Genomic DNA, 21,583 nt, shown 5'->3' with positions numbered 1-21,583 from the left:
ACATGTCAGAAATTAGCCGTGCCGTGCTTTTCGGCAAACTGGATACGCTGTTATTTACCTCTCTGGAAAGCGCGACTGCCTTCTGTAAGCTGCGCGGCAACCCGTACGTTGAGCTGGTGCACTGGCTGCATCAGCTGATGCAGCAGCAGGATGGCGATCTGCAACAGGTCATCCGTCACTTCGCCCTTGATGAACAGCAGCTGACGCGCGATATCGTGGCGGCTCTGGATGCCCTGCCGCGTGGCGCGAGTTCCGTCTCTGATCTTTCCGAGCATATCGACAGCGCCGTCGAGCGCGCCTGGGTCTACGGCTCGCTGAAGTTTGGCGTCAGCCGCATCCGCGGCGGCCATTTGTTGATCGGCATACTGAAAACGTGGAATCTGGCTAACGTGCTGAAAAGTATTTCGGCGCAGTTCACCCGTCTTAACGTCGAGGTGCTGATCGAGCAGTTCGACGCTATTTGCGCCAGCAGCAAAGAGAGCCAGCAGGCCGCCGCCGCTGCGGACGCAGCTGCCGGGGCAGTACCGGCTGCGCAGGGCACGCTGGCGCAGTATGGTCAGGATCTGACGGCGCGCGCCCGGGATGGGAAAATTGACCCGGTGGTGGGGCGCGATGAAGAGATCCGCCAGATGGTCGATATTCTGATGCGTCGTCGCCAGAACAACCCCCTGCTGACCGGGGAAGCTGGCGTCGGGAAAACGGCGGTGGTGGAAGGGCTGGCGCTGCGTATCGCTGACGGCGACGTGCCTGAGCCGCTGCAAAACGTTCAGCTGTGGCTGCTGGATATCGGCATGCTTCAGGCCGGAGCGGGCATGAAAGGGGAATTTGAGGCGCGCCTCCAGGCGCTGATTAACGAGGTGCAGTCCAGCGCCACGCCGATTATTCTGTTTATCGATGAGATCCACACCCTGATTGGCGCTGGCGGCCAGCAGGGTACCGGTGATGCCGCTAACCTGCTCAAGCCTGCCCTGGCGCGTGGGCAACTGCGCACCATCGGCGCGACCACCTGGGCGGAATACAAAAAATACATTGAGAAAGATCCGGCGCTGACCCGCCGTTTCCAGACCGTACAGGTTCACGAGCCGGATGAAGCGAAAGCTGTATTGATGCTGCGCAGCACCGTGTCGCCGCTGGAAACTCATCATCAGGTTTTACTCCTCGACGAAGCGGTCAGCGCGGCGGTGAAACTGTCGCATCGCTATATTCCTGCGCGTCAGCTGCCGGATAAAGCGGTGGCGCTGCTGGATACCGCCTGCGCGCGCGTGGCCGTCAGCCAGAGCGCGCCGCCTGCCCAGCTGGAAGACTGCCTGCGTCATCTGGCGGCCCTGGACGTGGAGCTGGAGATTGCCGAACGTGAAGCGCGCGTGGGGGCGGGCGATCCGGCGCGCGTGGCGACATTAAGCGCCGAACGTGACGCATTCGAAACCCAACGCGAGGCCCTGGCTCGTCGCTGGGAAGAAGAGCGCACGCGGGTGCAGGAAATTATCCGTCTGCGTGCCGCACTGTTTGCGGCGAGTGATGAGGATACGGCTGAACTGCGCGGCCAGCTGACAGAACAGCAGCAGGCGCTGAAGACCTTACAGGGTGACGAACCGCTGCTGTTTGCCGCGGTCGATGAAAACGTGGTGGCTGCGGTGGTTTCGGACTGGACCGGGATCCCGCTGGGCCGGATGGTGAAAAATGAGATCGACGCGGTGCTGAACCTGGCTGATACGCTGAACCAGCGGGTTATTGGTCAGCGTCACGGTCTGGATCTGATTGCCCGTCGGGTAAAAACCTCGCGGGCGAAGCTTGACGATCCGAACAAACCGGTCGGCGTATTTATGCTCTGCGGGCCGTCCGGCGTGGGCAAAACCGAAACCGCGCTGGCGCTGGCGGAGTCGCTTTACGGCGGCGAGCAGAACGTCATTACCATCAACATGAGTGAATTCCAGGAAGCGCACACCGTTTCGACGTTAAAAGGTGCGCCTCCGGGCTATGTGGGCTATGGTGAAGGCGGCGTCTTAACCGAGGCCGTGCGCCGCCGTCCCTACAGCGTGGTGCTGCTGGACGAAATTGAAAAAGCGCACCCGGACGTGCACGAGATCTTCTTCCAGGTCTTCGACAAGGGCTGGATGGAGGACGGCGAAGGGCGTCACATTGATTTCCGTAACACCATTATTATTCTGACCTCTAATGTCGGTACCGAGCTGATCGCAGCCATGTGTGCCGACCCGGAACTGATGCCGGATCCTGTCGCGTTAAGCGGCGCCCTGCGCCAGCCGCTGCTGGAGGTGTTCCCACCTGCGCTGCTGGGCCGCCTGCTGGTGGTGCCGTATTACCCTCTGAGCGACGAGATGCTGGGGCAGATTGTGCGTCTTCAGCTCAGGCGCATTCAGCGTCGTCTGGAAGAGAATCACAATATTATTTCTGAATTTGACGACAGCGTGGTCGAACAGATTGTTCAGCGCTGTACCGAGGTTGAGTCGGGCGGGCGTATGGTGGATGCGATTCTGACCAATACGTTGCTGCCTCAGATGAGCCAGATTTTACTTACCGCCAGCCGCAGCGACGAGCAATACCGACGTCTGCATGTCACCTGCGAGCAGGGCGAGTTCCACTGTCAGTTTGCCGCGTAATAATCATCAAGAGAACTGTAAAAGATGACGGATAATGATAACAATCGGACTGTCCCAAACGCGCTCCCGGTCGGGTACCGTTTCAATGAGTTTGAGATAAAAGAGGTGATTGGCGGCGGCGGATTCGGCATCGTCTATCGCGCCTGGGATCACCAGCTCGAACGCACTATCGCTATCAAAGAGTTTATGCCTTCCTCCCTCGCCGTGCGCGGCGAGGATATGACGCTGGTGCTGCGCAGCGAGCGCTTCGGCAAAGCGTTTTCTGCCGGTCTGAACAGCTTCATCCAGGAAGCCCGCCTGCTGGCGCGCTTTAACCACCCGAACCTGCTGCACGTGCTGCGCTTCTGGGTGCAAAACGACACGGCCTATATGGGGACGCTGTTTTACAGCGGCACCACGCTATCGCGTCTGCGCGAAGAGAAACCGGAGCTGATTAACGAGGCGTGGATCCGCCGCATGCTGCCAATGCTCTTCGGCGCCATCAAAACGATCCACGATGAGGGCTACCTGCACCGCGACATCTCGCTGGATAACATTCAGATTCAGGATAACGGCCTGCCGGTGCTGCTCGATTTCGGATCGGCGCGCCGCACCATCGGTAATCTCTCGGATGAGACGGAAACCATGCTGCGTCCGGGTTTTGCGCCTATCGAGCAGTATACCGACGACAATGAAAGCGAGCAGGGGCCGTGGACGGATATCTACGCGCTCGGCGCCGTATTGCGCACCCTCATCGTCGGCTCTCCGCCGCCGGTCAGCGTGGTGCGTTCGATTCAGGACACCTGCAAACCACTGGTGGAACTGGTGCCGCAGGGGTATTCCATTCCGCTGCTTCAGGCCATCGACAAGGCGCTGGCGCTGCATATGGAAGACCGTCCGCAATCCATCGAAGAGTTTGCGGCGCTGATCGAGATGCCCGTCGCCGGTATCGACGAGGTGCTGACCGCGAAGAAGACCGGCACAATGCTGGTGCCGGTGGAAGAGGAGACATCTGCTTCCGCGCTGGACTGGCGACGTTACAAGCTTCCGGGGCTGGTGGCCGCGGGCGTGCTGGTTGGGGTGGTTGCCGGTGCGATGCTGTTCGGCGGCGGCAGCCACGAAACGCCAGCGCAGACGGCGCAAACCCCTGCCGTGAGCCCTCCGGCTGAAACCTCCGCCGCAGCGGAAACCAGACCAGCAACGGCCGACGTGAGCGAGCCGGTAGCGCCACCTGCTACGGCGCAGCAGAGTGCGTCGCCTGTCGACGCCAGCCCGGTCGCGCTGGTCTATATCCGCATGCTTGATGGCGAGACGCTGAAGGTGAACGGCGAGCCGAAAGCGCTGCGTCCGGGGAATAACGGTTACGCATCGCTGAAACTGCCTGCGGGCGAGACCCGCATTGAACTGGAAGGCAATGGAAGAACGCGTACCCAGACGCTGGATATTGCGAAGCCAGGCACCTGGCTGGTGAATCCGTAAGCCTGCGGGTAACAGGACGGAGCGAATGTATAACATCAAGTTTGTCTATCTGTTCCACGAGAACGTCTCGCCAGCGCTGTTTGCGAAAATAATCCGCCCGTCCGTTGCCGGACAGTGGATTATGTCGGTTCCCGACCATTCGCTGCGCTCGCTCTTCACGCGCTACGATCTGCTGCGCACGATCACCGGTGCGAATCCTTATCAGTCCGGGCGCAATACCCGCACGCTGATCGCGCAGGATTTAGAGATGGGCAGAGTGGTTGCCATTGACGAAAGTTTTCGTGACTGGTCATCAGTAACGGAAATTTTTTATATCAACGCCAAAGGGCAACTCCAGGCTGCCTCGCTGGTCGGCCTGGGCTGGTATCCGGTGAGTACGATTGTTGACCGCTACGAAACCATGGTGAGAACGTACGGATCTCGCCCTGCGCCAACGGTACTGCCAAAACAGGTAGTGAAATCTAAAACGGCACAGGTGCCGGATGAACCTACTCCCGGCAAGGACGGTAAAACCTATGCCGGGCAGCTTCAGAAGATGACCAAAGCAGAACGCTGGCAGGCGCGTAAGGATCTGATTGCGAAGGGGAGCAATAGCCTTTATCCGGATGCCCAGATCGCCGCGAAACGTCTGGCAGCGAATAATATCGCGGTGGAAAAAGCGAAGCTTGCGGAAAATATTTATAAGACCGTGAACCCGCTGGAAACCACACCGGGCGTGCCGGAGGGATGGACAGATATCAGTAATGACGATGCGCTGTTAGGAAAGTTCGGGCTGAACAAATCCATGCTCTTTGACGATGATACGTCCCCCAATTTTCTGGCGCGCGTCTATCAACCGAAGCCGGAAGTGTTTGGTGCAGATATGAACCCCACGCTGGTATTCAGGGGATCGCGCGAGCCTGGTTTCGCCTCTCTGTCTGAGAATGTCTCCTCTCTACTGACCAAAGGGGAACTGGCGCCGGTGGTAAACGGGGCTGACTGGTCGAATAACTTCTCACAGGGCATGGGTATGGCTTCAGATTATTATAAAAAGGCCGTGAGTATCGGTAAGGAGCTGGCAAGGTCAGGGCAGAATATTGATATTGCCGGTCATTCCCTTGGCGGTGGTCTCGCCTCTGCAACCTCTATGGGCAGCGGGAAAGCGGGGTGGACGTTTAACGCCGCCGGCCTCAATGCCGGAACCGTAGAAAAATACGGCGGTAAGATATTAGGCAGTACGGATAATATCCAGGCGTATCGGGTTGAAGGTGAACTGCTGACGAAGATTCAGGAAGTTAACCCCTGGGAAGATCTGAAAACGATGAAAGGGCATGTCCCTTCGTGGATCCTCAAAGAGGAAATCTCTGCGCTGAGCCCTAATGCTGCCGGAATACCCCATGATCTTCCCGGTGGAACCGGAAGCGCGCTGGACCGCCACGGAATTAATCAAGCGATTGATTGCATAGAGCAACAGAAGGATGAGGATATTTCGATAATCGGGAGTCGATTGTGAAAAAAGGGTTGATGGCTTTTGTCGCGTTATGTTTTTTATTCATGATTCAGGGGTGTAAGCAGGATATGGACCTTAATCCACAGGACTACTTCAGCGGCCAGCAGCTTGAACTGGCGAAAGCGATTGAGGAAGGCGACGTCGATGCGGTGAAGACGCTTGCGCCAGACAGCGACCTTAATCAACCAGGAAAGCAGGATATGACCCTCCTTTTCTGGGCCCTTGGCAACGCAATTAATGATAAAAAAACGTCGAGCCATTTAAAGGTGATTACGTTGCTAGTTAAGGATGGCGCAGATCCGCTCCAGCCTCGACCGCAGGGAAAAAGCAGTCCTGCTGAATTTGCCCTAAAGGGAGACAGTGCGGACTGGATCGACGCGATGTTGGACGGTGGCCTCTCACCCAACGTGAAAGATAAGGTTTTCCACGAACCGATCGTCTTCCAGTCGCTTAAAGCGAAAAATACAGAGACGCTGGAAGCCATGCTCGATCGCGGTGCTGACGTCAACTCAACCAACTCACTGGGTAAAACGCTGGTGTTTGATGCGCTGGATAACCAGGCTTACGATCATGTCTTGTTGCTGCTCGATCGGGGAGCGGATCCGTCAATTAAGGCCAAAAATGGCTGGTCGATGAGCAATGCGCTCGCGGACGCGCTGAATGGACTTGACCGAGGCAGTGAGCAATACGAGAAATTAAACGAAATTAAAGAGAAGCTCATCCAGAAGGGGGGCGAATGGCCACCTCAGCCCGTTAAGTAATTGCTTAACGGCCATGAAAGTCAGAGATAAGGTTTTCATTTTCTGGGGATGCATGGATGCCCTGGCCATTGTGCTCTATTGTGCCCAGTCCGTGCGACATGACAGGATCCCTTTTATTTCCGATATACACGCCTTCAGTACGGTTGTGAACACGCTGTCTGCTGGTGGGTATAGCGCTCTGGTTATTCTTTTCTTTATTCTCGATTTCTTGTTGTTGCTCTCTTTTATTGCCTCAGCATGGTGCTTCTTCGCCCGGAATTTATACGCGAGCAGACTGGCACTCTGCCAGGAAATACTGCGTCTGGTTGGATTTCGCTACTCAGTTTCCCTTTTTCCCCTGGTGTTAAGTTTCACGGGCGTGATGAATGTCTGGCTAAATGGCTTTTTGTTCTTTTTGTCAGAGTTTCTGAAAATCTATTCCCTGTGCATTTATAAATATGAAGGGGAAAGGCCCCCAGTTAAAGAGTAAGACGGCCAACAACCAGAACATTCACGTTTAAAAAAGCATTTCGTTAAAAATACTCTCAGCATAAACCATTACGGAATAAAGATTATGCTCAACCGAATTACCGTTCAGCTCCCGGTTGAGGGGCTGCTTTTCTGGAAACTCTCCGGCCGTGAGGCGATGTCGGAGTCGTTCGCGCTGACGCTGACCCTGCTCGGCACGGATGCGCGCATTGACCGCAGCAGGCTGCTCGGTCAGCCGGTCACGGTGACCATCCCCACCCAGAACCTGCTTACCCCCCGCTATATCAACGGCAAGGTGACGCGCGTGGCGGTGAGCGCCGTGGAGCTGACGGGCACCCGCTATGCGGTCTACCAGCTGACTGTAGAGCCGGACCTGTGGCCGATGAAGCGCGACCGTAACCTGCGGATTTTCCAGGGCCAGACGGTACCGCAGATTGTGAAAACCCTGCTGGGTGAGCATCAGGTTAACCTCGAAGACAAACTCACCGGCAGCTACCGGGTGTGGGACTACTGCGTGCAGTATCAGGAGTCGAGCCTGGACTTCATCAGCCGCCTGATGGAGCTGGAGGGGATTGCGTATCACTTCAGCCACGAGGCGGACAAGCACACCCTGGTACTGACCGACGCCGCGACGCAGCATCAGCCGTTCAGCGGCTATGAGGTCATTCCTTACCATCAGACGCCGTCCGGCGGCAGTACGGATGAAGAGGGCATCAGCCAGTGGGCGCTGGAGGACAGCGTGACGCCGGGGATTTACAGCCTCGACGACTACGACTTCCGCAAGCCGAACGCGTGGCTGTTCCAGGCCCAGCAGAACCCGGCGTCACCGAAACCGGGCAGCATCAACGTGTATGACTGGCCGGGCCGCTTTGTGGAGACAGGCCATGCGGAGTTCTACGCCCGTATCCGTCAGGAGCGCTGGCAGGTGGAGCATCAGCAGATTCAGGCGACGGCCACGGCGGCGGGCATTGCGCCGGGCCACATCTTTACCCTGACCAACGCGCCATTCTTCAGCGATAACGGCGAGTATCTGGTGACGGCGGCGGGGTATCACTTCGAGGAGAACCGCTACGCCAGCGGCGAAGGTGAAACCATTCACCGCACCGATTTCACCGTTATCCCGGCGTCGGTGTCGTACCGTCCGGCGCAGAGCACGGCGTGGCCGCGGACCTACGGCCCGCAGACGGCGAAAGTCGTGGGGCCGCAGGGGGAGAGTATCTGGACGGACAAATATGGCCGCGTGAAGGTGAAGTTCCACTGGGACCGTCTGGCGAAGGGTGACGACACCAGTTCCTGCTGGGTGCGTGTCTCCAGCGCCTGGGCGGGCCAGGGCTACGGCGGGGTGCAAATCCCGCGCGTGGGCGATGAGGTGGTGGTGGACTTTATCAACGGTGACCCGGACCGACCGATTATCACCGGCCGCGTGTATAACGAAGCCAGCATGCCGCCGTGGGCGCTGCCGGCTGCGGCAACGCAGATGGGCTTTATGAGCCGCACGAAAGACGGTTCAGTGGACAACGCCAACGCCCTGCGCTTTGAGGACAAGGCGGGCGCAGAGCAGGTGTGGATCCAGGCTGAGCGTAATATGGACACCAGCGTTAAAAATGATGAAACGCACAGCGTCGGGGGCGCACGCAGCCATTACGTGAAGAAAAATGAGCTGCATCGTGTTGAAGCGAACCAGATCCAGGCCGTGAAAGGCGGAACCGAGATCCTGACGGGAAAAGGCAAGCTGGATGCAGCGGTAGAGCAGTATGTCATTGCTTCCGGGACCAAGCTGCGGCTGGTCTCGGGTGAGAGTGCTATTGAGCTTAACGCTAACGGCAAAATTAACCTGATTGGCAAAGAGTTTAACTTTTTCGTGGAAGGGGATGGTTATATCACCACGGGTGGTAAGCTGCATCTGAATACCTCGGGAACCAAGCCGGGCACAACGGCACCGGGATCGGGGCATAAAGGGGATATTGATGCGGCGGTGCAGGAGAAGTTTGCGCCGGGAAAGGAGAGTAAGGCAGGTGCGGCTGCAAGCGCGCCTGCCGAAACCTCTAAAACTGCAACACCCCCATCATCAGGTGTGCCTTCAAGCGGATATGGTAAGGATGTGGATGGTCTTGTAGACAAATCACCAACCATGAAAAATGACTTTGCGACTTTAAAGAAACGAGGCTGGACATTCGAAGAGGGTGAAGCAGGCAAGGGAACGTTTGCTAATCGTCAAACGCGAGTTATTACCGTTGATAAAAATGAGCTTGGTAATCCGAAGGCTGTTGTTCAGTCTCTGTCGCATGAAAGTGGCCACGCGTTATATGAACCTAACATTGATGTTTCATCGCGCGATGCCTACCTGAACAGTGCACTTAGTGATGAAGGCGCTGCAACACTGAATAATATCCGGGTGCAGCGTGAAATCCTGGCCAATAAGGGAGGGGATATAGGTATTGCAGGCAATCCGGCAAATCAGTCACAATATAATCGAATCTACGATTCTCTCGAACGCGGGGCTATAAAGGAAAGTGAAGCGCGTACGCAGATAGGCCGTATCTTTGGCAAAGGCGAACAAACGTCTACCACAGGGCAATATTACGAAGATTATTATGGCGGTTGGTATGATAAAAATTATCCATAGTATAAAAACGGGTGCGGTGCTTGCGGCTTTATTAACGACGGGAATGGCAGGAGGTAACATGCAAAAACAGGATCTTTGGCAGTTCATTGCAGAAATGAGCGCATCACTCAAAACGTTGTCCGTTAACAGTCTGGATAACGCTCCGTTGTCATTCAAGCTAACGAAACAGAATGAATATATCAATTTCTACAATGCCGACGATATCCAACTGGCGGATGGAACGAACATTACTGCAATTGATTTACGTTTAAGCAAAGAAAGTGAAGGTATGGCACCGTTACTGAATTTTTCACCGTCCGGCCAGTGCATCACTCTCGACACGGTTAAAAAACATTATCCGCAACTGACGTTAACTGATTATCCACGAGGCCGTTCGGAGAACGAAGTGACCAGTTATACAGCGCCAAAGGATATGAATGGACAAAAAGTAAGCTTCAGTTTCACAGTAAAAAAAACTGACTGCTTGGGTGGGGTCGCTATTAGCGCTGACTAAAAATGCTTATTTCATTACTCACCGCTTTTTAGAGTGGTGAGTAGCATAATATTTATCCAGCAAATGACGATTAACGTGAAAAAACGCCTTTCTGTCTCTCTTTTTTTTATCCTCATGTCTACCTTTCTGAGCAGTTATGAAGTAGTAGCTCACACTATGCCGCCCAGTCTGGCTAAAAAGGATTTTTCTCTACAGATAAAAGACCAGATTGTGGCACTGGGCGATAGGTGGACTCCTGAGGTTGCGCGTAAAATTGCAGTTTCTGTGGAAGGTAGTTTTGTCGGTGAGGTTCCTTTTGACGGAACGAGCTATAAATTCTACCAGCATCAGAAGACTGGGTTAAAAATATTCAGTTCCAATCTCTGGTGGGATAAAACCGAGCGAAGTGTTGACGATTATATTGTGGCGCAGATTACGCTAACTGCTACGGATGGCAAAACAGCTCGCGGGATCCATATTGGTTCAACATTAAATGAACTTAATAAAGCATATGGTGGTGGCCAGGTCGAAAATGATTCCGGGGAGCAGTGGGTTTCCTATGAATTGGGTAAGAAATTACTCTCTTTTGAGGTTAAAGACAGTAAGGTTGTAAAAATAACAATGAATTACGATAATGATTCATTAGAGTGATTTATGACTAAGAAATTTCTGGCAGTCGTATTGTTCACTGCTTTATGGGCAGGCGTAGTTGAAACGTCATCTGCGCTTGAATTATCGCAATACAATAACCTCAATACGGTTAGTCACATCGTTAACGACAGTGAAGTGACAGACAATCTCAGGAAGACGCTGGGAAATCATTACCAGACCTTTATTGATAACTTTGATGTCTTCGGTGAACCGCATACCACCACAGGTGGAGGATTGTTTGTCGAAGGCTGGCTAAAGGATCTCTACCAGGAGAATGCGTCAGCGCTGGTCATCGATCCTGACGGCAAAATCTTTGCGGCCTGGGTGGTTCCGGAGTCGGACGTCATTCATTACCAGTCTTCTGATAATAGCCCGGTTATTCATGCCGATATTCAGCAATGGGCTGCCAGATTCAATGCTTTGCATTTTGCAACGAACATCCAGGCAGGTCTCGCGTTTGACGGGGACTGGGCTGGCGAATTCGAGAACGACTCGACGTTAACACTGCGGTTAGCTGAATCAGGCAACCGGATCACCGGCTCTTATTGCTATATCTCCCAGAGAGGAAACCGCATAGATTGCCCTGAAGATGATGAGCAAAATCTTAGCGGTACGATCGCTGGCAATCGTGTCAACGTTGAGTTCAACTCATCATTTGGCGGCGTAGGCGGTCGGGCTGTTCTGGAAATAAAGGGGAGTGAGATGGAATGGCGTTTAGTTACTCCTCCTCAAAAAGGAAATTATTATGCTCCGCAGCGTTATACGTTACGTAAAGCCGCTTCGGTTCAAAACGCTGAAACCAGAAAACTGGACACCGAAAGGTTCGCTATTTCTCTTATAAATAAGTGCGGTCATTTTGATAGCGAATGTGACCAGATGGTCTATCTCGGCGTGCGCAAAAGCGATAACAGTACGATCTCCTTAAGGGGAAAAACGTTGCACGACTCCGCAGGTAAAATAATCGGCTCAACGTACAAGAATGGCGAGACCGTTTACACCGTAACGTATGCACCTGTGAAATTGGTTGTCAGCAAAGGCAGTCATGTTTTAGTCGAACAGTCAGGCCAGTGGCTTAAATAACTATACAGCCAGCCAAAAGGCCAGCACGGATTGGCCTCTTTTGTTTCTCACAATATTAATCATCCCGAGTTCACTTATGAAATACACCCTCCAGGAAGGTTCGTTTTCCCTTTTCCCTGCTGCCTGGCAGGATAACAGCATGAACATTATTCGCGATGATGAAAGCGGGTTATCTGTAGTGGTCAGCCGCGGCGTCATCCCGGATGGTAGCGATTACGAACAAGAGTTCCACCGTCAGTGGGAAGTTCTGCGCCCTCAGATGGGGGAGATCGCCCAGAGCGAATTTCAGCACGTAAAAGCCGGGCCAGACGGAAACATTAGCGGACTGGAAGTTGAGACCACCTTTGACCGTAACGGCCAGCGCCTGTGGCAAAAACAGCTTGCCGTGCAGACGCCGGACAAACCGGTACTGATGATTTTTACCCTCTCGGCCTTAAAAGCCTTTACGGAAGAGGACGAGGCGCGCTGGAGCGCACTGAAGCAAAGTCTGACGCTAAACGACAACCGGAATGTGTAAGGCATGAGCGATAACAACGCGGCCCGTAAGGGCGACGAGATTATTCACTCCAGCATTTTTGCTGATATAACCAGCATTGTGGCGGAAGGTGCCGCCTATGCGGTGATTGGCGCGGCGGTGGGGGCAGCAGCTACCGTGGCGGCGCCACTGCTGGGAGCCGGGGCGGCAGCCGCAGGCGTGGCGGCGATCGGATCCAGCTGTCTGCTGAGCGGCATTATTGGGGGTGTCCTGGCGAACGTTGCGGGGATCACCGACGATATCAGCAACGCCGCTGAAGGGCTGGGCAACGCGCTTTTCCCGCCGTCGCCTGCGGGTAAGATCACTACCGGTTCCAGCAACGTTCTTACCAATGCGATCCCCGCTGCACGCGCAGCCGGGACCTTGACGCCTGCCGATACTCCTTCCCCTGAGCCGCAGTCTCCGGGCAGCTTTGCCGACTACGCGGGCATGCTGCTTGCCGCTGCCGGACAGTTCGGCAGCGAAATGTGGCAGCCGAGCGTGGCCTCTGCCGCTGCCGGGACCTCGCCGCTGGAAGAAGACAAGGTGGCGTGCGAGAAACACTCCGGGCCGCAGTATCTGGCGGAAGGCTCGAAAAGCGTCTTTATCAACGGGCAGCCCGCGGTGCGTGCAAAAGATCGCACCACCTGCGAAGGCACCGTTTCCGACGACGTCTCCCCGAACGTGATCATCGGCGGCGACACCCTCACGGTTCGCGATATTAAAAGCGGCAAAACGCCGGGCCTGGCGCTGGGGATGATTGCGCTCTCCCTGCTGCGCGGGCGTCCGGGCAAGATCCTGAAAAACATGCCCTGCGCGCTGGCTGCTGCCGGTGGCGGGATGCTGGCTGATATGGCCGTCAACGCCGTGTTCGGCTCCTCGCACCCGGTTCACGCCGCTACCGGCGTGAAGGTGCTGAATGACGACGACGAACTCGATTTCTCGCTGCCGGGGCGCTTTCCGCTACGCTGGCAACGCAGCTACAACAGCCTGACCACCCGCGAAGGGCTGTTTGGTCTGGGCTGGGCTACCACCTTTGACAGCTATCTGACGCTGGAAGAAAACAACGCCACCTGGTTCGATGAAACCGGGCGCGAGCTGAGCTTTGAACTGCCGCCGGTCGACCGCGCGTTTTACAGCATCAGCGAAGGCATTATCATCCGCCGCAATGAGAGCGGCGACGTTGCGATTGCCGACGATGACGGCGCGGTGTGGCGTCTGTATAAACCGACCCGCGCTAACCCAGCCATCCTGCGCCTGGCCTCCCTCAGCGACGAGTACGGCAACGCGTTGCTGACGGCGTGGGATGAACACGGGCGGCTGGTCGGTCTGCACGATGAGCCGCGGGCGATCGACGTCACTCTGCGTTATGAAAATGAACGTTTCCCGCAGCGCGTTACCTCGGCGAGCCATTTTGACGGCAACCAGACATGGCCGATGATGCAGTGGGGGTACGACGTGCGCGGCCAGCTGGCCAGCGCAACGGATGCCTCCGGCGTGGTAACCCGTGAATACCGTTATAACGATGATGGCCTGATGGTCTGGCACCGTCTGCCGGGCGGTCTGGAGAGTGAATACCGCTGGCAAAAATTCGACCACTGGCGCGTGGTGGAAAACCGCACCAGCACCGGCGACGGCTGTCGCTTTAGCTATGATCTAGCCGCCGGGCTGACGACCGTCGATCACTACGACGGTAAGACGCGAAAGCATTACTGGAACGCGCAAAACCTGATTGTTCGCTACGTTGACGAGCGCGGTGAGAACTGGCGCTACGAGTGGGATGACAACGAACTCCTCACGCGCCGCATCGATCCGCTCGGTAATGCCGTTACCTTCGTCTATGACGACATGGGTAACCGGGTGCAGGAGATCGACGCCGACGGCAATACCCGCACCACCACCTGGCTGGAGCACCGTGCGCTTCCGGCCTCCATCATCGAAGCCGACGGTAGCGCCACCCGTTTCCTGTATGACGAACATCACGGGCTGAAGTGCGTGGTGGATCCGATGGGGCAGACCACGCTGCTTCGTCGGGACGAGTTTGGTCAGGTCGTGGAAGAAGTTGATGCCGCCGGCAACAGCCGCTACAAGGAGTACAACGAGGCCGGGCAGATGGTGCGTGTTACGGACTGTTCGGGCCGTGTGACACAATACCGTTATCATCCGCTGGGCTGGCTGGTGGCTGAGATAAGCGCCGACGGCGAAGAGACGCGTTACCGCTACGACGCCGCAGGGCGTCCGGTACAACTCGATCGCCCGGAAGGCTGGACGGAATCTCTCAAATGGAACGAACGTGGCCTGCCGGTGAAGCATGCGGGCGCCGACGGGAAAGAGAGCGAGTTCAGATACGACGAGGCAGGGCGCTTAACCGCCACCCGTAATACGCAGGGTGAAGAGGTGCGTCGCCGCTGGGACAGCCGCGGGCGTCTGATTGCCCTGGAAAACGAAAACGGCGAAGCGTATCAGTTCCGCTGGGGTGCGGACTCGCTGCTGCTGGAAGAGGTGGGACTGGATGGCGTGGCCTCGCAGTATCGCTACGACGCCTGCGGGCGTACGATAGCGCGCACCTTTGCCGCCGGACATCCGGAGGCCATTACCCATGCTTTTGCCTGGAGCGCGAGCGGCCAGCTGGTCGCCCGCACCACGCCGGAAGGGCAGACCCGCTACCACTACACCCCGTCCGGCCTTCTGAGCCGGATTGGGCTGCATCCCGCGCTTTCAGCCGATGCCTGGAGCGCCGAAGCCGAGCAGGAGCTTGTGTTTGAGTATGACGCGCTTGGACGCGTCACGCGCGAAACGGGCGAACACGGAGAGCTGGCGTGGCAGTATGACGCCCTTGGCAACCGCACCTCCGTTACGCTGCCGGATGGCCGCGAGCTGAAGCAGTTCTACTACGGCAGCGGACATCTGCTCAGCATTGCCCTTGATAAGCTGTCGGTCTCCGACTTTACCCGCGACGAACTCCATCGTGAAACCAGCCGTACGCAGGGGCTGCTGACCACCCGCAGCGAATATGACCGCCTTGGCCGACTGCATCGCCGGGACGTCTTTACCGGCAATGCCCAGCGCCCGTCGCCGCGCCGCTGGTCCCGCCGCTGGGATTACGACTATCGCAATAATCTTGTCCGCGAAGAGCGGGACGATAACCCGTTCAGCTGGTACCGCTGGCAGTACGACAGCGCAGGGCGCCTACTCGTTCAGGACGGCACGCTGCCCGGCCAGGAGCAGTGGCGCTGGGATGCGGCCGGTAACCCGCTTGAGGGGGCTGCTGAGAAAGTCACGCACAACCGTCTGACGCAGCTCAACGGCATTCGCTGGCGCTATGACGTCCTCGGACGCACCGTGGAGAAAGATAACGGCCAGACCCGCTGGCACTACCGCTACGACGGCGAGCACCGCCTGACGGAGGTCATCAGCCAGCCGCGGGACCGCAACAGACCGCAGACGCAGGTCAGCTTCCGCTATGACCCACTCGGACGACGCATCAGCAAAACGCGTCGCCAGATGCTGGGCGGCCAGCCAACCGGTAAGCCTGTCACCACGCGGTTTGTCTGGGAAGGGTTCCGCCTGTTGCAGGAAGTGCACGGAGAAGTGCCGCTGACCTACGTCTACAGCGATCAGGACAGCTACGACCCGCTGGCGCGTATTGACGGCGTTGATGCCCCGGAAATCTTCTGGTTCCACTGTCAGCCCAACGGTACGCCGGAGCGGATGACGGATAGCGAAGGGCAGGTGCGCTGGGAAGGCGTTAACAGCGCCTGGGGCAAACTGCTGCGGGAAAGCGAGACGAAGGTATCAGGATATTCCCAGAACCTGCGCATGCAGGGCCAATACCTGGACCGTGAGACAGGGCTGCACTACAATCTGTTCCGGTATTATGACCCGGACTGCGGACGGTTTACGCAGCAGGACCCAATAGGGCTGGCGGGGGGGATAAACCTTTACCAGTATGCGCCGAATGCGCTGGGGTGGGTGGATCCGTGGGGGTTAAGCCGTGAGTGTAGCGGTAAAACGAAACCTGATTTCTACGTCGGTCCAGCGGGGCCAAGCGCTACAATGCCTTCTACAGCCTATCGCTATATGAGGTATCTTGAGGATGACGGTACTATTAATGCATGGGTGCCTAAAACATTTGAATCCAAATCCGCACCAGTCACTTATTTTGGTTTTGATAAATTAGACTCCGGCCGCACAGTAAGAGATGCATTCCAGATCAAAGGAGCAGATAAATTGAATCCACTTGACCCTTTGGATAAATCATGGAGTGATGGACGTCTTAGAGCTGAGTTTGATACGCTTCAATTATATGAAAATGGTGTTCCGCAAGTGCGAACCCCGAGAATGTTCGGCGATAGACCAGGAGCGCCACTTGAACCGTTTACTAAGGCATACCCTGAATACGGCCAAGGTAATGTTCAACAGCTGCATGCTGAAAATAGAGTTATTAATTTCGACAAGATTGATATTCTGCCAGAGGAACCATGATAAATTTACAATCTTATAATGAAGTGTTAGATTTCCTGGAGCTGTTTTTTCAAAAATATATTCTTGATTCTAATTGTTTGCAGGATATGCAATCTATTTTAGATGATTGTCGAAAAGAAAAAATGGTGGCTATTCGAGCTATAGACTCATGTTTTATGGAATATAGGCGAAAGACTCAAGATTATAGAGTCCCTACTCATGAGGAACAGGAGATATGGAAACAGTTGTTCAATATATGGCAGTAAAATATTAAATAAAAATGGCTGGATGGGTTTTTACTTAATATCCCGTATTATTTTGCTAAGGTTATGCTATTACCATCGGTGTCAGGAGGTAATCTGTTTTTTTCGAATGTGTTATTAAAATTCAGGAGTAAAATGAATGACAGTGGAAAAGTTACGAAAGAATCTTTTTTTTTAATAAAAAAATATGTTCGGGAAAGTCAACAGGAAGCATTTTATGATGACATATCAAAGCCTGATGTGCCAGTGAAAGGTATTTTAGCTGACTTTAATAAAGTCAAAACAAGAACCGTTGATGAAGCGGATGGAGATTTGATACGTGATATTTACTTTTATTTTTGCTAACTAATAGTTATACGGGGAATTGATTTTTTCAGGTTGTTTATTATGTTTGTTTTTTTATGGGAGGTGAGTAGGTTGATGCATGGGGAAGGGTAAATGACTCTTGACTCGTCCCAATCCTTACCCTCCCCTATGAGGGACATTAGAAATATATTAATTACAGATTTTATTTTATATATCACGCATTATGCTGATTTCCTTCTTTTAACTTTATTCAAAACCTGTTCGCCGCTGATGATAATCCGTTCGAAGGGCGATTGAGAAAATTACCCATAACCACCTGCTGCAGGAGGTGCACGGGGACGTGCCGATGACCTAAGTATACTGCGACCAGACAGTGATGACCCGTTGGCACATGCTGACGACGTTAATGCCCCAGAGATCTTCTGGTTCCACTGCCAGCCCAACGGCACGCCAGAGCGGATAATGGATATCGAAGGGCAGAAGCGCTGGGAAGGGGCGAACGGAGCCTGCGTAAGCTACTGCTGGAAAGCGAGACGCAGATATCCGAGTATCTCCAGAATTGGATGTGCCAAACAAACCAGTGTATGAAATTAGGGATGCCTATCATGAATTACGATTCATATAATGAAGTACTCGATTATCTCAGGTTTTTTTTCAACGAAAGAGTGGATTCATCAATTTATTTAGAAAAACTAATGACTTTGATTGAAGGATCTCGCACTGAAAAAACGGTGATAATAAGAGCAATTTATGAAACGTACATGCAGTATGTAAAACAAAGTAGAGATGGCATAAAAATTAACGCTGAGGAAAAAGAAATGTGGATTGACTTATTGCACCACTGGTAATAAGACTTTATTGTTATGCGGGTGTCATTGTAAATGGTTATAATAAATATAATTTGTACGCGGAAAATGCTCCTCATATGGATGTTCTCATGTTGAGTCGATTATATTATTAAGATCTTGTCAGACAATAAAAAGTAAATCAGGACAAAATGATTGAATTAAATTTTAAACCGATTACAGGTGAACTAAATCTTGATGATCTGCCTTTGGAAATTGATACTGAAGAAGGCTTTTGTAAGTGTGATTTATACCGCGAATTAGTAAAGCACAAAGCCGTTAAGAAAACCATGCCGAATCACTACCTTGTTGACTCAGCAGTGTTTTCCGATAAAGAATTTCAAGTTACTATACGCCCAGTGTGCTATGGTTTTCCTTTTATGCTTCATCTTGTTGATAAAAACAGTCAATACTATAAAGCATTAAATGATTGGAATGCTCGAACTAATATTCACATACTAAATGAATCAGTAAAAAGTTTGTCTGATTGGCTGAAAGAATCACTAAACCTGGACACGCCTGATACCATGGAAACAGACATCATTAGGTGGAACTTTGCGTGGGGGCGGGTTTCAGTCTCATATGAGACAAAGTCGTTTAATCATGGGATATATATAGTTTGGAATATAACGTAGTCACTTCCAGACAAGGTTGTTTAGATATGTTAGAAATGAAACTTGATGTTCATACTGGATTTGTAGCAATTAACAACTACCCAATCGAATTAAAAGATGTTGATACTTTTAAAAATTCCGCATTTTACAAGTTCTTCTCGCCATTGGCTAAAATAGGTCCTTTTTATTTCGCTATCGATAATATTAAATGGAAAGATCAAATTTTCATTTTGGAACTGAGGCCCTCAGCATTTTCTTTTACTCCATCATTATTCCTTACTAGTAAGGATGGAAATTTTTATAAAACGCTAGAGGATTGGGATAAAAGGGCTAGTCTGAGTAATTTATCGGATGAGCAGCAACGCTTGACAGCCTGGGTTGAGAGTGAAATAACCTCAAAGCCTAAACTTAAAATTACAACCCCCCCATATGGAATTCAATGGGAGCATGAATGGGGAAGTATTGTTGTACAGTCTAATGAAAAAAGCTTCGATTGTGGTATTTATATCGAATGGAATGTTTGATTAAACAATGTTATTAATTAATAAAACCCCTCATTTTCTTCTCGCCTTACTTTTTTATTAATAAAGTTAAAATCTAAAAAAATGAAAATAACTAATCGACTGAAAAAGAAGATATTAGTCCTTGATGGCATTGATAATGACTTTATAGATTATGGCGCAAAAATAGCATGCCCTGAATGCGAGGGTGTAATAGTCTATTCCATCGTAAACTCATATGAGTTTGACTCGCTCTCTGAAGAGGTAAAATACTTTTTGGTTAAGAAAATGAGAGGAGTGAAGCTTGTTAGCGATCATAATGAATTTAGCTATGATGAAAGCCAATTACACATTTCGAAAAAAGCATGTTCAAATTGTTTAAAAGAATTTTCTACTGTATTAACGTATAAAGAAGTGCAGCCAGCCCGATACCGGGTATATCTTGTGGGGCTTTTTGAAGGTGATTTGAAACAGATCAAACTTTAAACGTTGAGGTTTACCAATGATTGAAAATCTCATTTTTATTAAAGAAAATTACTTGGTTCAATGGGTATGTGGTGCAAGTAACATACTGGTTAGTATGCCGTTTTTAGACTATGCAATGGTCGACTCAACTCGCCAGTTAGTCTTTACGTTAAGCGAGCCAAAGCCATTACCAACCGTTTTGACCATCTTCAATGCGCAGGGCGAAAAACTATTTTGGTCTGCACCTCCTGAAGGCGCATTTTTCTATTACTTAACTTTCAACCTGTCAAAGGAAGTGGTTGTGGTCTGTAGCTATGCGGAAAAGCAAAACGGCTGGCATGAGTGGTTTTATTCCTGGGATATGAAGCGTAATGCTTTGTCTCAATTGGGCCCAGCGTATTAACATCAAAAGCGCCAAAAAACGATAACAATAACCGGTAGCCAAAGAGGGCCGAATAAGCAGTTCCAACAAGCGGTTTAAAACAGAGCTAAGAGGCAAAGGATGAGTACGGTTTACATTGTCATATTGACCTATATCAAACCCCTTGAAGAGGTTGACGCAGCGATACCTGCTCATGTGGAGTGGCTAAAAAAGGGGTATGCAGAGGGGATATTTCTGGCATCGGGTAGACGGATCCCAAGAACCGGTGGAGTCATACTCGCTAAAAGCGAGAGTCTGGTCTCTCTCGAAGAGCGCTTGCGCGAGGATCCCTTTCAGGCGTTGAAGCTTGCGACTGCCGAAATCATTCCCTTCGAACCCAGTATGAAGGCAGAACTTTTAGACAATGTGTTTTGACCCCCCAATAAAAAAATCCACGCTAGGGCGTGGATTTTTTTTATTCAAGACGACTCAGACGTTGAACAGGAAGTTCATTACGTCGCCATCTTTAACGATATAATCTTTCCCTTCCGCACGCATCTTGCCTGCTTCTTTCGCGCCTTGCTCACCCTTGTAGGTGATAAAGTCTTCAAACGCGATAGTCTGCGCACGAATGAAGCCTTTCTCGAAGTCGGTGTGGATCTTACCAGCCGCCTGAGGCGCAGTCGCACCGACAGGGATGGTCCATGCACGCACTTCTTTTACACCAGCGGTGAAGTAGGTTTGCAGGTTCAGCAGCTCATAGCCCGCGCGGATCACGCGGTTCAGGCCCGGCTCTTCCAGACCCAGTTCGGCCATGAACTCTTCACGGTCGGCATCGTCCAGCTCGGCGATATCAGATTCAACGGCCGCGCACACGGCAACAACCACAGAACCTTCAGCCGCGGCAATTTCACGTACTTTGTCGAGGTACGGGTTGTTCTCGAAACCGTCTTCGTTAACGTTGGCGATGTACATGGTTGGCTTCAGGGTCAGGAAGCTCAGGTATTTGATCGCCGCTTTGTCTTCTTCAGTCAGGTTTTTCAGCGCGCGCAGCATGCCCGCGTTTTCCAGCTGTGGCAGACATTTTTCCAGGGCAGCCAGTTCCGCTTTCGCGTCCTTGTCGCCGCCTTTCGCTTTCTTCTGCACGCGGTGAATGGCGCGCTCGCAGGTGTCGAGGTCAGAGAGGGCCAGCTCGGTGTTGATGACGTCGATGTCGTCAGCCGGATCCACTTTGTTGTTAACGTGGATAATGTTGTCGTTCTCGAAGCAGCGCACAACGTGGCCGATCGCTTCGGTTTCACGGATGTTGGTCAGGAACTGGTTGCCCAGGCCTTCACCTTTGGATGCGCCTTTTACCAGGCCCGCGATGTCCACGAACTCCATGGTAGTTGGCAGAATGCGCTGCGGCTTCACGATTTCCGCGAGCTGGTCCAGACGCGGATCGGGCATAGGAACAACACCGGTGTTCGGCTCGATGGTACAGAACGGGAAGTTCGCCGCTTCAATACCTGCCTTGGTGAGCGCGTTGAACAGGGTGGATTTGCCCACATTTGGCAGACCGACGATACCGCATTTGAATCCCATTTCTAAATCACCTTAATATCTTGATAATCAATCCGTTAACGATA

General features: G+C 52.8%; 19 protein-coding genes. 18 read left to right on the top strand and 1 reads right to left on the bottom strand.

All coding sequences use genetic code 11. From position 1 onward, the window contains the following. Window positions 1–2 precede the first annotated feature (2 nt). The 18 genes from tssH to ACQG2Q_RS13405 all read left to right on the top strand — a co-directional run bounded on the left by tssH (window position 3) and on the right by ACQG2Q_RS13405 (window position 20,390). Window positions 3–2,618 (top strand): type VI secretion system ATPase TssH, encoded by a 2,616-nt coding sequence (gene tssH / locus ACQG2Q_RS13490; protein ID WP_063849139.1) that lies wholly within the window; start codon window positions 3–5, stop codon window positions 2,616–2,618. A 24-nt stretch (window positions 2,619–2,642) separates the two neighbouring features. Further along, window positions 2,643–4,076, top strand: coding sequence for a serine/threonine protein kinase (locus ACQG2Q_RS13485; protein WP_063849138.1), 1,434 nt, complete (start codon window positions 2,643–2,645; stop codon window positions 4,074–4,076). 25 nt (window positions 4,077–4,101) lie between these two features. Continuing rightward, window positions 4,102–5,568 carry a hypothetical protein gene (locus tag ACQG2Q_RS13480; protein WP_038416227.1) on the top strand — a complete coding sequence of 489 codons (1,467 nt, stop codon included), beginning with the start codon at window positions 4,102–4,104 and terminating at the stop codon, window positions 5,566–5,568. Then, window positions 5,565–6,326: an ankyrin repeat domain-containing protein gene (locus ACQG2Q_RS13475; protein WP_074169579.1), complete on the top strand. Its 762-nt coding sequence runs from the start codon at window positions 5,565–5,567 to the stop codon at window positions 6,324–6,326. Before ACQG2Q_RS13480 ends, ACQG2Q_RS13475 begins: the two co-directional genes overlap by 4 nt. A gap of 52 nt (window positions 6,327–6,378) precedes the next feature. Continuing rightward, window positions 6,379–6,795, top strand: a complete 417-nt coding sequence (locus ACQG2Q_RS13470) for a hypothetical protein (RefSeq protein ID WP_233156191.1) — start codon at window positions 6,379–6,381, stop codon at window positions 6,793–6,795. 84 nt (window positions 6,796–6,879) lie between these two features. Continuing rightward, entirely contained in the window at window positions 6,880–9,420 is a 2,541-nt protein-coding gene (locus ACQG2Q_RS13465) for a type VI secretion system Vgr family protein (RefSeq protein ID WP_063849136.1), read from the top strand. After that, entirely contained in the window at window positions 9,401–9,913 is a 513-nt protein-coding gene (locus ACQG2Q_RS13460; RefSeq protein ID WP_046619505.1) for a hypothetical protein, read from the top strand. The genes ACQG2Q_RS13465 and ACQG2Q_RS13460 overlap by 20 nt, the downstream gene beginning before the upstream one ends. A gap of 75 nt (window positions 9,914–9,988) precedes the next feature. Next, complete coding sequence (locus ACQG2Q_RS13455; RefSeq protein ID WP_074169586.1) at window positions 9,989–10,543, top strand: hypothetical protein; 555 nt, start codon at window positions 9,989–9,991, stop codon at window positions 10,541–10,543. A 3-nt stretch (window positions 10,544–10,546) separates the two neighbouring features. Continuing rightward, complete coding sequence (locus ACQG2Q_RS13450) at window positions 10,547–11,623, top strand: hypothetical protein (protein ID WP_046619509.1); 1,077 nt, start codon at window positions 10,547–10,549, stop codon at window positions 11,621–11,623. A 76-nt stretch (window positions 11,624–11,699) separates the two neighbouring features. After that, window positions 11,700–12,140, top strand: coding sequence for a DcrB-related protein (locus ACQG2Q_RS13445; RefSeq protein WP_063199312.1), 441 nt, complete (start codon window positions 11,700–11,702; stop codon window positions 12,138–12,140). A gap of 3 nt (window positions 12,141–12,143) precedes the next feature. Beyond that, window positions 12,144–16,622, top strand: a complete 4,479-nt coding sequence (locus tag ACQG2Q_RS13440) for an RHS repeat-associated core domain-containing protein (RefSeq protein WP_426759200.1) — start codon at window positions 12,144–12,146, stop codon at window positions 16,620–16,622. 377 nt (window positions 16,623–16,999) lie between these two features. Then, window positions 17,000–17,209: a hypothetical protein gene (locus ACQG2Q_RS13435; protein ID WP_063849132.1), complete on the top strand. Its 210-nt coding sequence runs from the start codon at window positions 17,000–17,002 to the stop codon at window positions 17,207–17,209. Window positions 17,210–17,775: 566 nt separating this feature from the next. Continuing rightward, the gene (locus tag ACQG2Q_RS13430) at window positions 17,776–18,018 is read left to right on the top strand and encodes a hypothetical protein (protein ID WP_063849131.1); all 243 of its coding nucleotides are present in this window, start codon (window positions 17,776–17,778) and stop codon (window positions 18,016–18,018) included. Window positions 18,019–18,167: 149 nt separating this feature from the next. Further along, window positions 18,168–18,650 carry a hypothetical protein gene (locus ACQG2Q_RS13425; RefSeq protein WP_063849130.1) on the top strand — a complete coding sequence of 161 codons (483 nt, stop codon included), beginning with the start codon at window positions 18,168–18,170 and terminating at the stop codon, window positions 18,648–18,650. Window positions 18,651–18,676: 26 nt separating this feature from the next. Beyond that, window positions 18,677–19,153, top strand: coding sequence for a hypothetical protein (locus tag ACQG2Q_RS13420; RefSeq protein WP_038416205.1), 477 nt, complete (start codon window positions 18,677–18,679; stop codon window positions 19,151–19,153). Window positions 19,154–19,234: 81 nt separating this feature from the next. After that, a complete protein-coding gene (locus ACQG2Q_RS13415; protein WP_103791399.1) occupies window positions 19,235–19,615 on the top strand; it encodes a hypothetical protein in 381 nt (126 codons plus the stop codon). Window positions 19,616–19,631: 16 nt separating this feature from the next. Then, window positions 19,632–19,997 (top strand): hypothetical protein, encoded by a 366-nt coding sequence (locus ACQG2Q_RS13410; RefSeq protein ID WP_096217053.1) that lies wholly within the window; start codon window positions 19,632–19,634, stop codon window positions 19,995–19,997. A gap of 99 nt (window positions 19,998–20,096) precedes the next feature. Then, complete coding sequence (locus tag ACQG2Q_RS13405) at window positions 20,097–20,390, top strand: YciI family protein (RefSeq protein ID WP_063849127.1); 294 nt, start codon at window positions 20,097–20,099, stop codon at window positions 20,388–20,390. Between the two features lie 54 nt (window positions 20,391–20,444). Here ACQG2Q_RS13405 and ychF read toward each other — a convergent pair whose 3' ends face one another. Continuing rightward, complete coding sequence (gene ychF, locus ACQG2Q_RS13400; RefSeq protein WP_010432886.1) at window positions 20,445–21,539, bottom strand: redox-regulated ATPase YchF; 1,095 nt, start codon at window positions 21,537–21,539, stop codon at window positions 20,445–20,447. Window positions 21,540–21,583 lie beyond the last annotated feature (44 nt).

The organism is Enterobacter cloacae complex sp. 370H10, from assembly GCF_050031535.1.
Classification (GTDB): domain Bacteria; phylum Pseudomonadota; class Gammaproteobacteria; order Enterobacterales; family Enterobacteriaceae; genus Enterobacter; species Enterobacter intestinihominis.
Note: the sequence above shows the minus strand (reverse complement) of the source record. Positions and strands in the feature narration are given on the sequence as shown.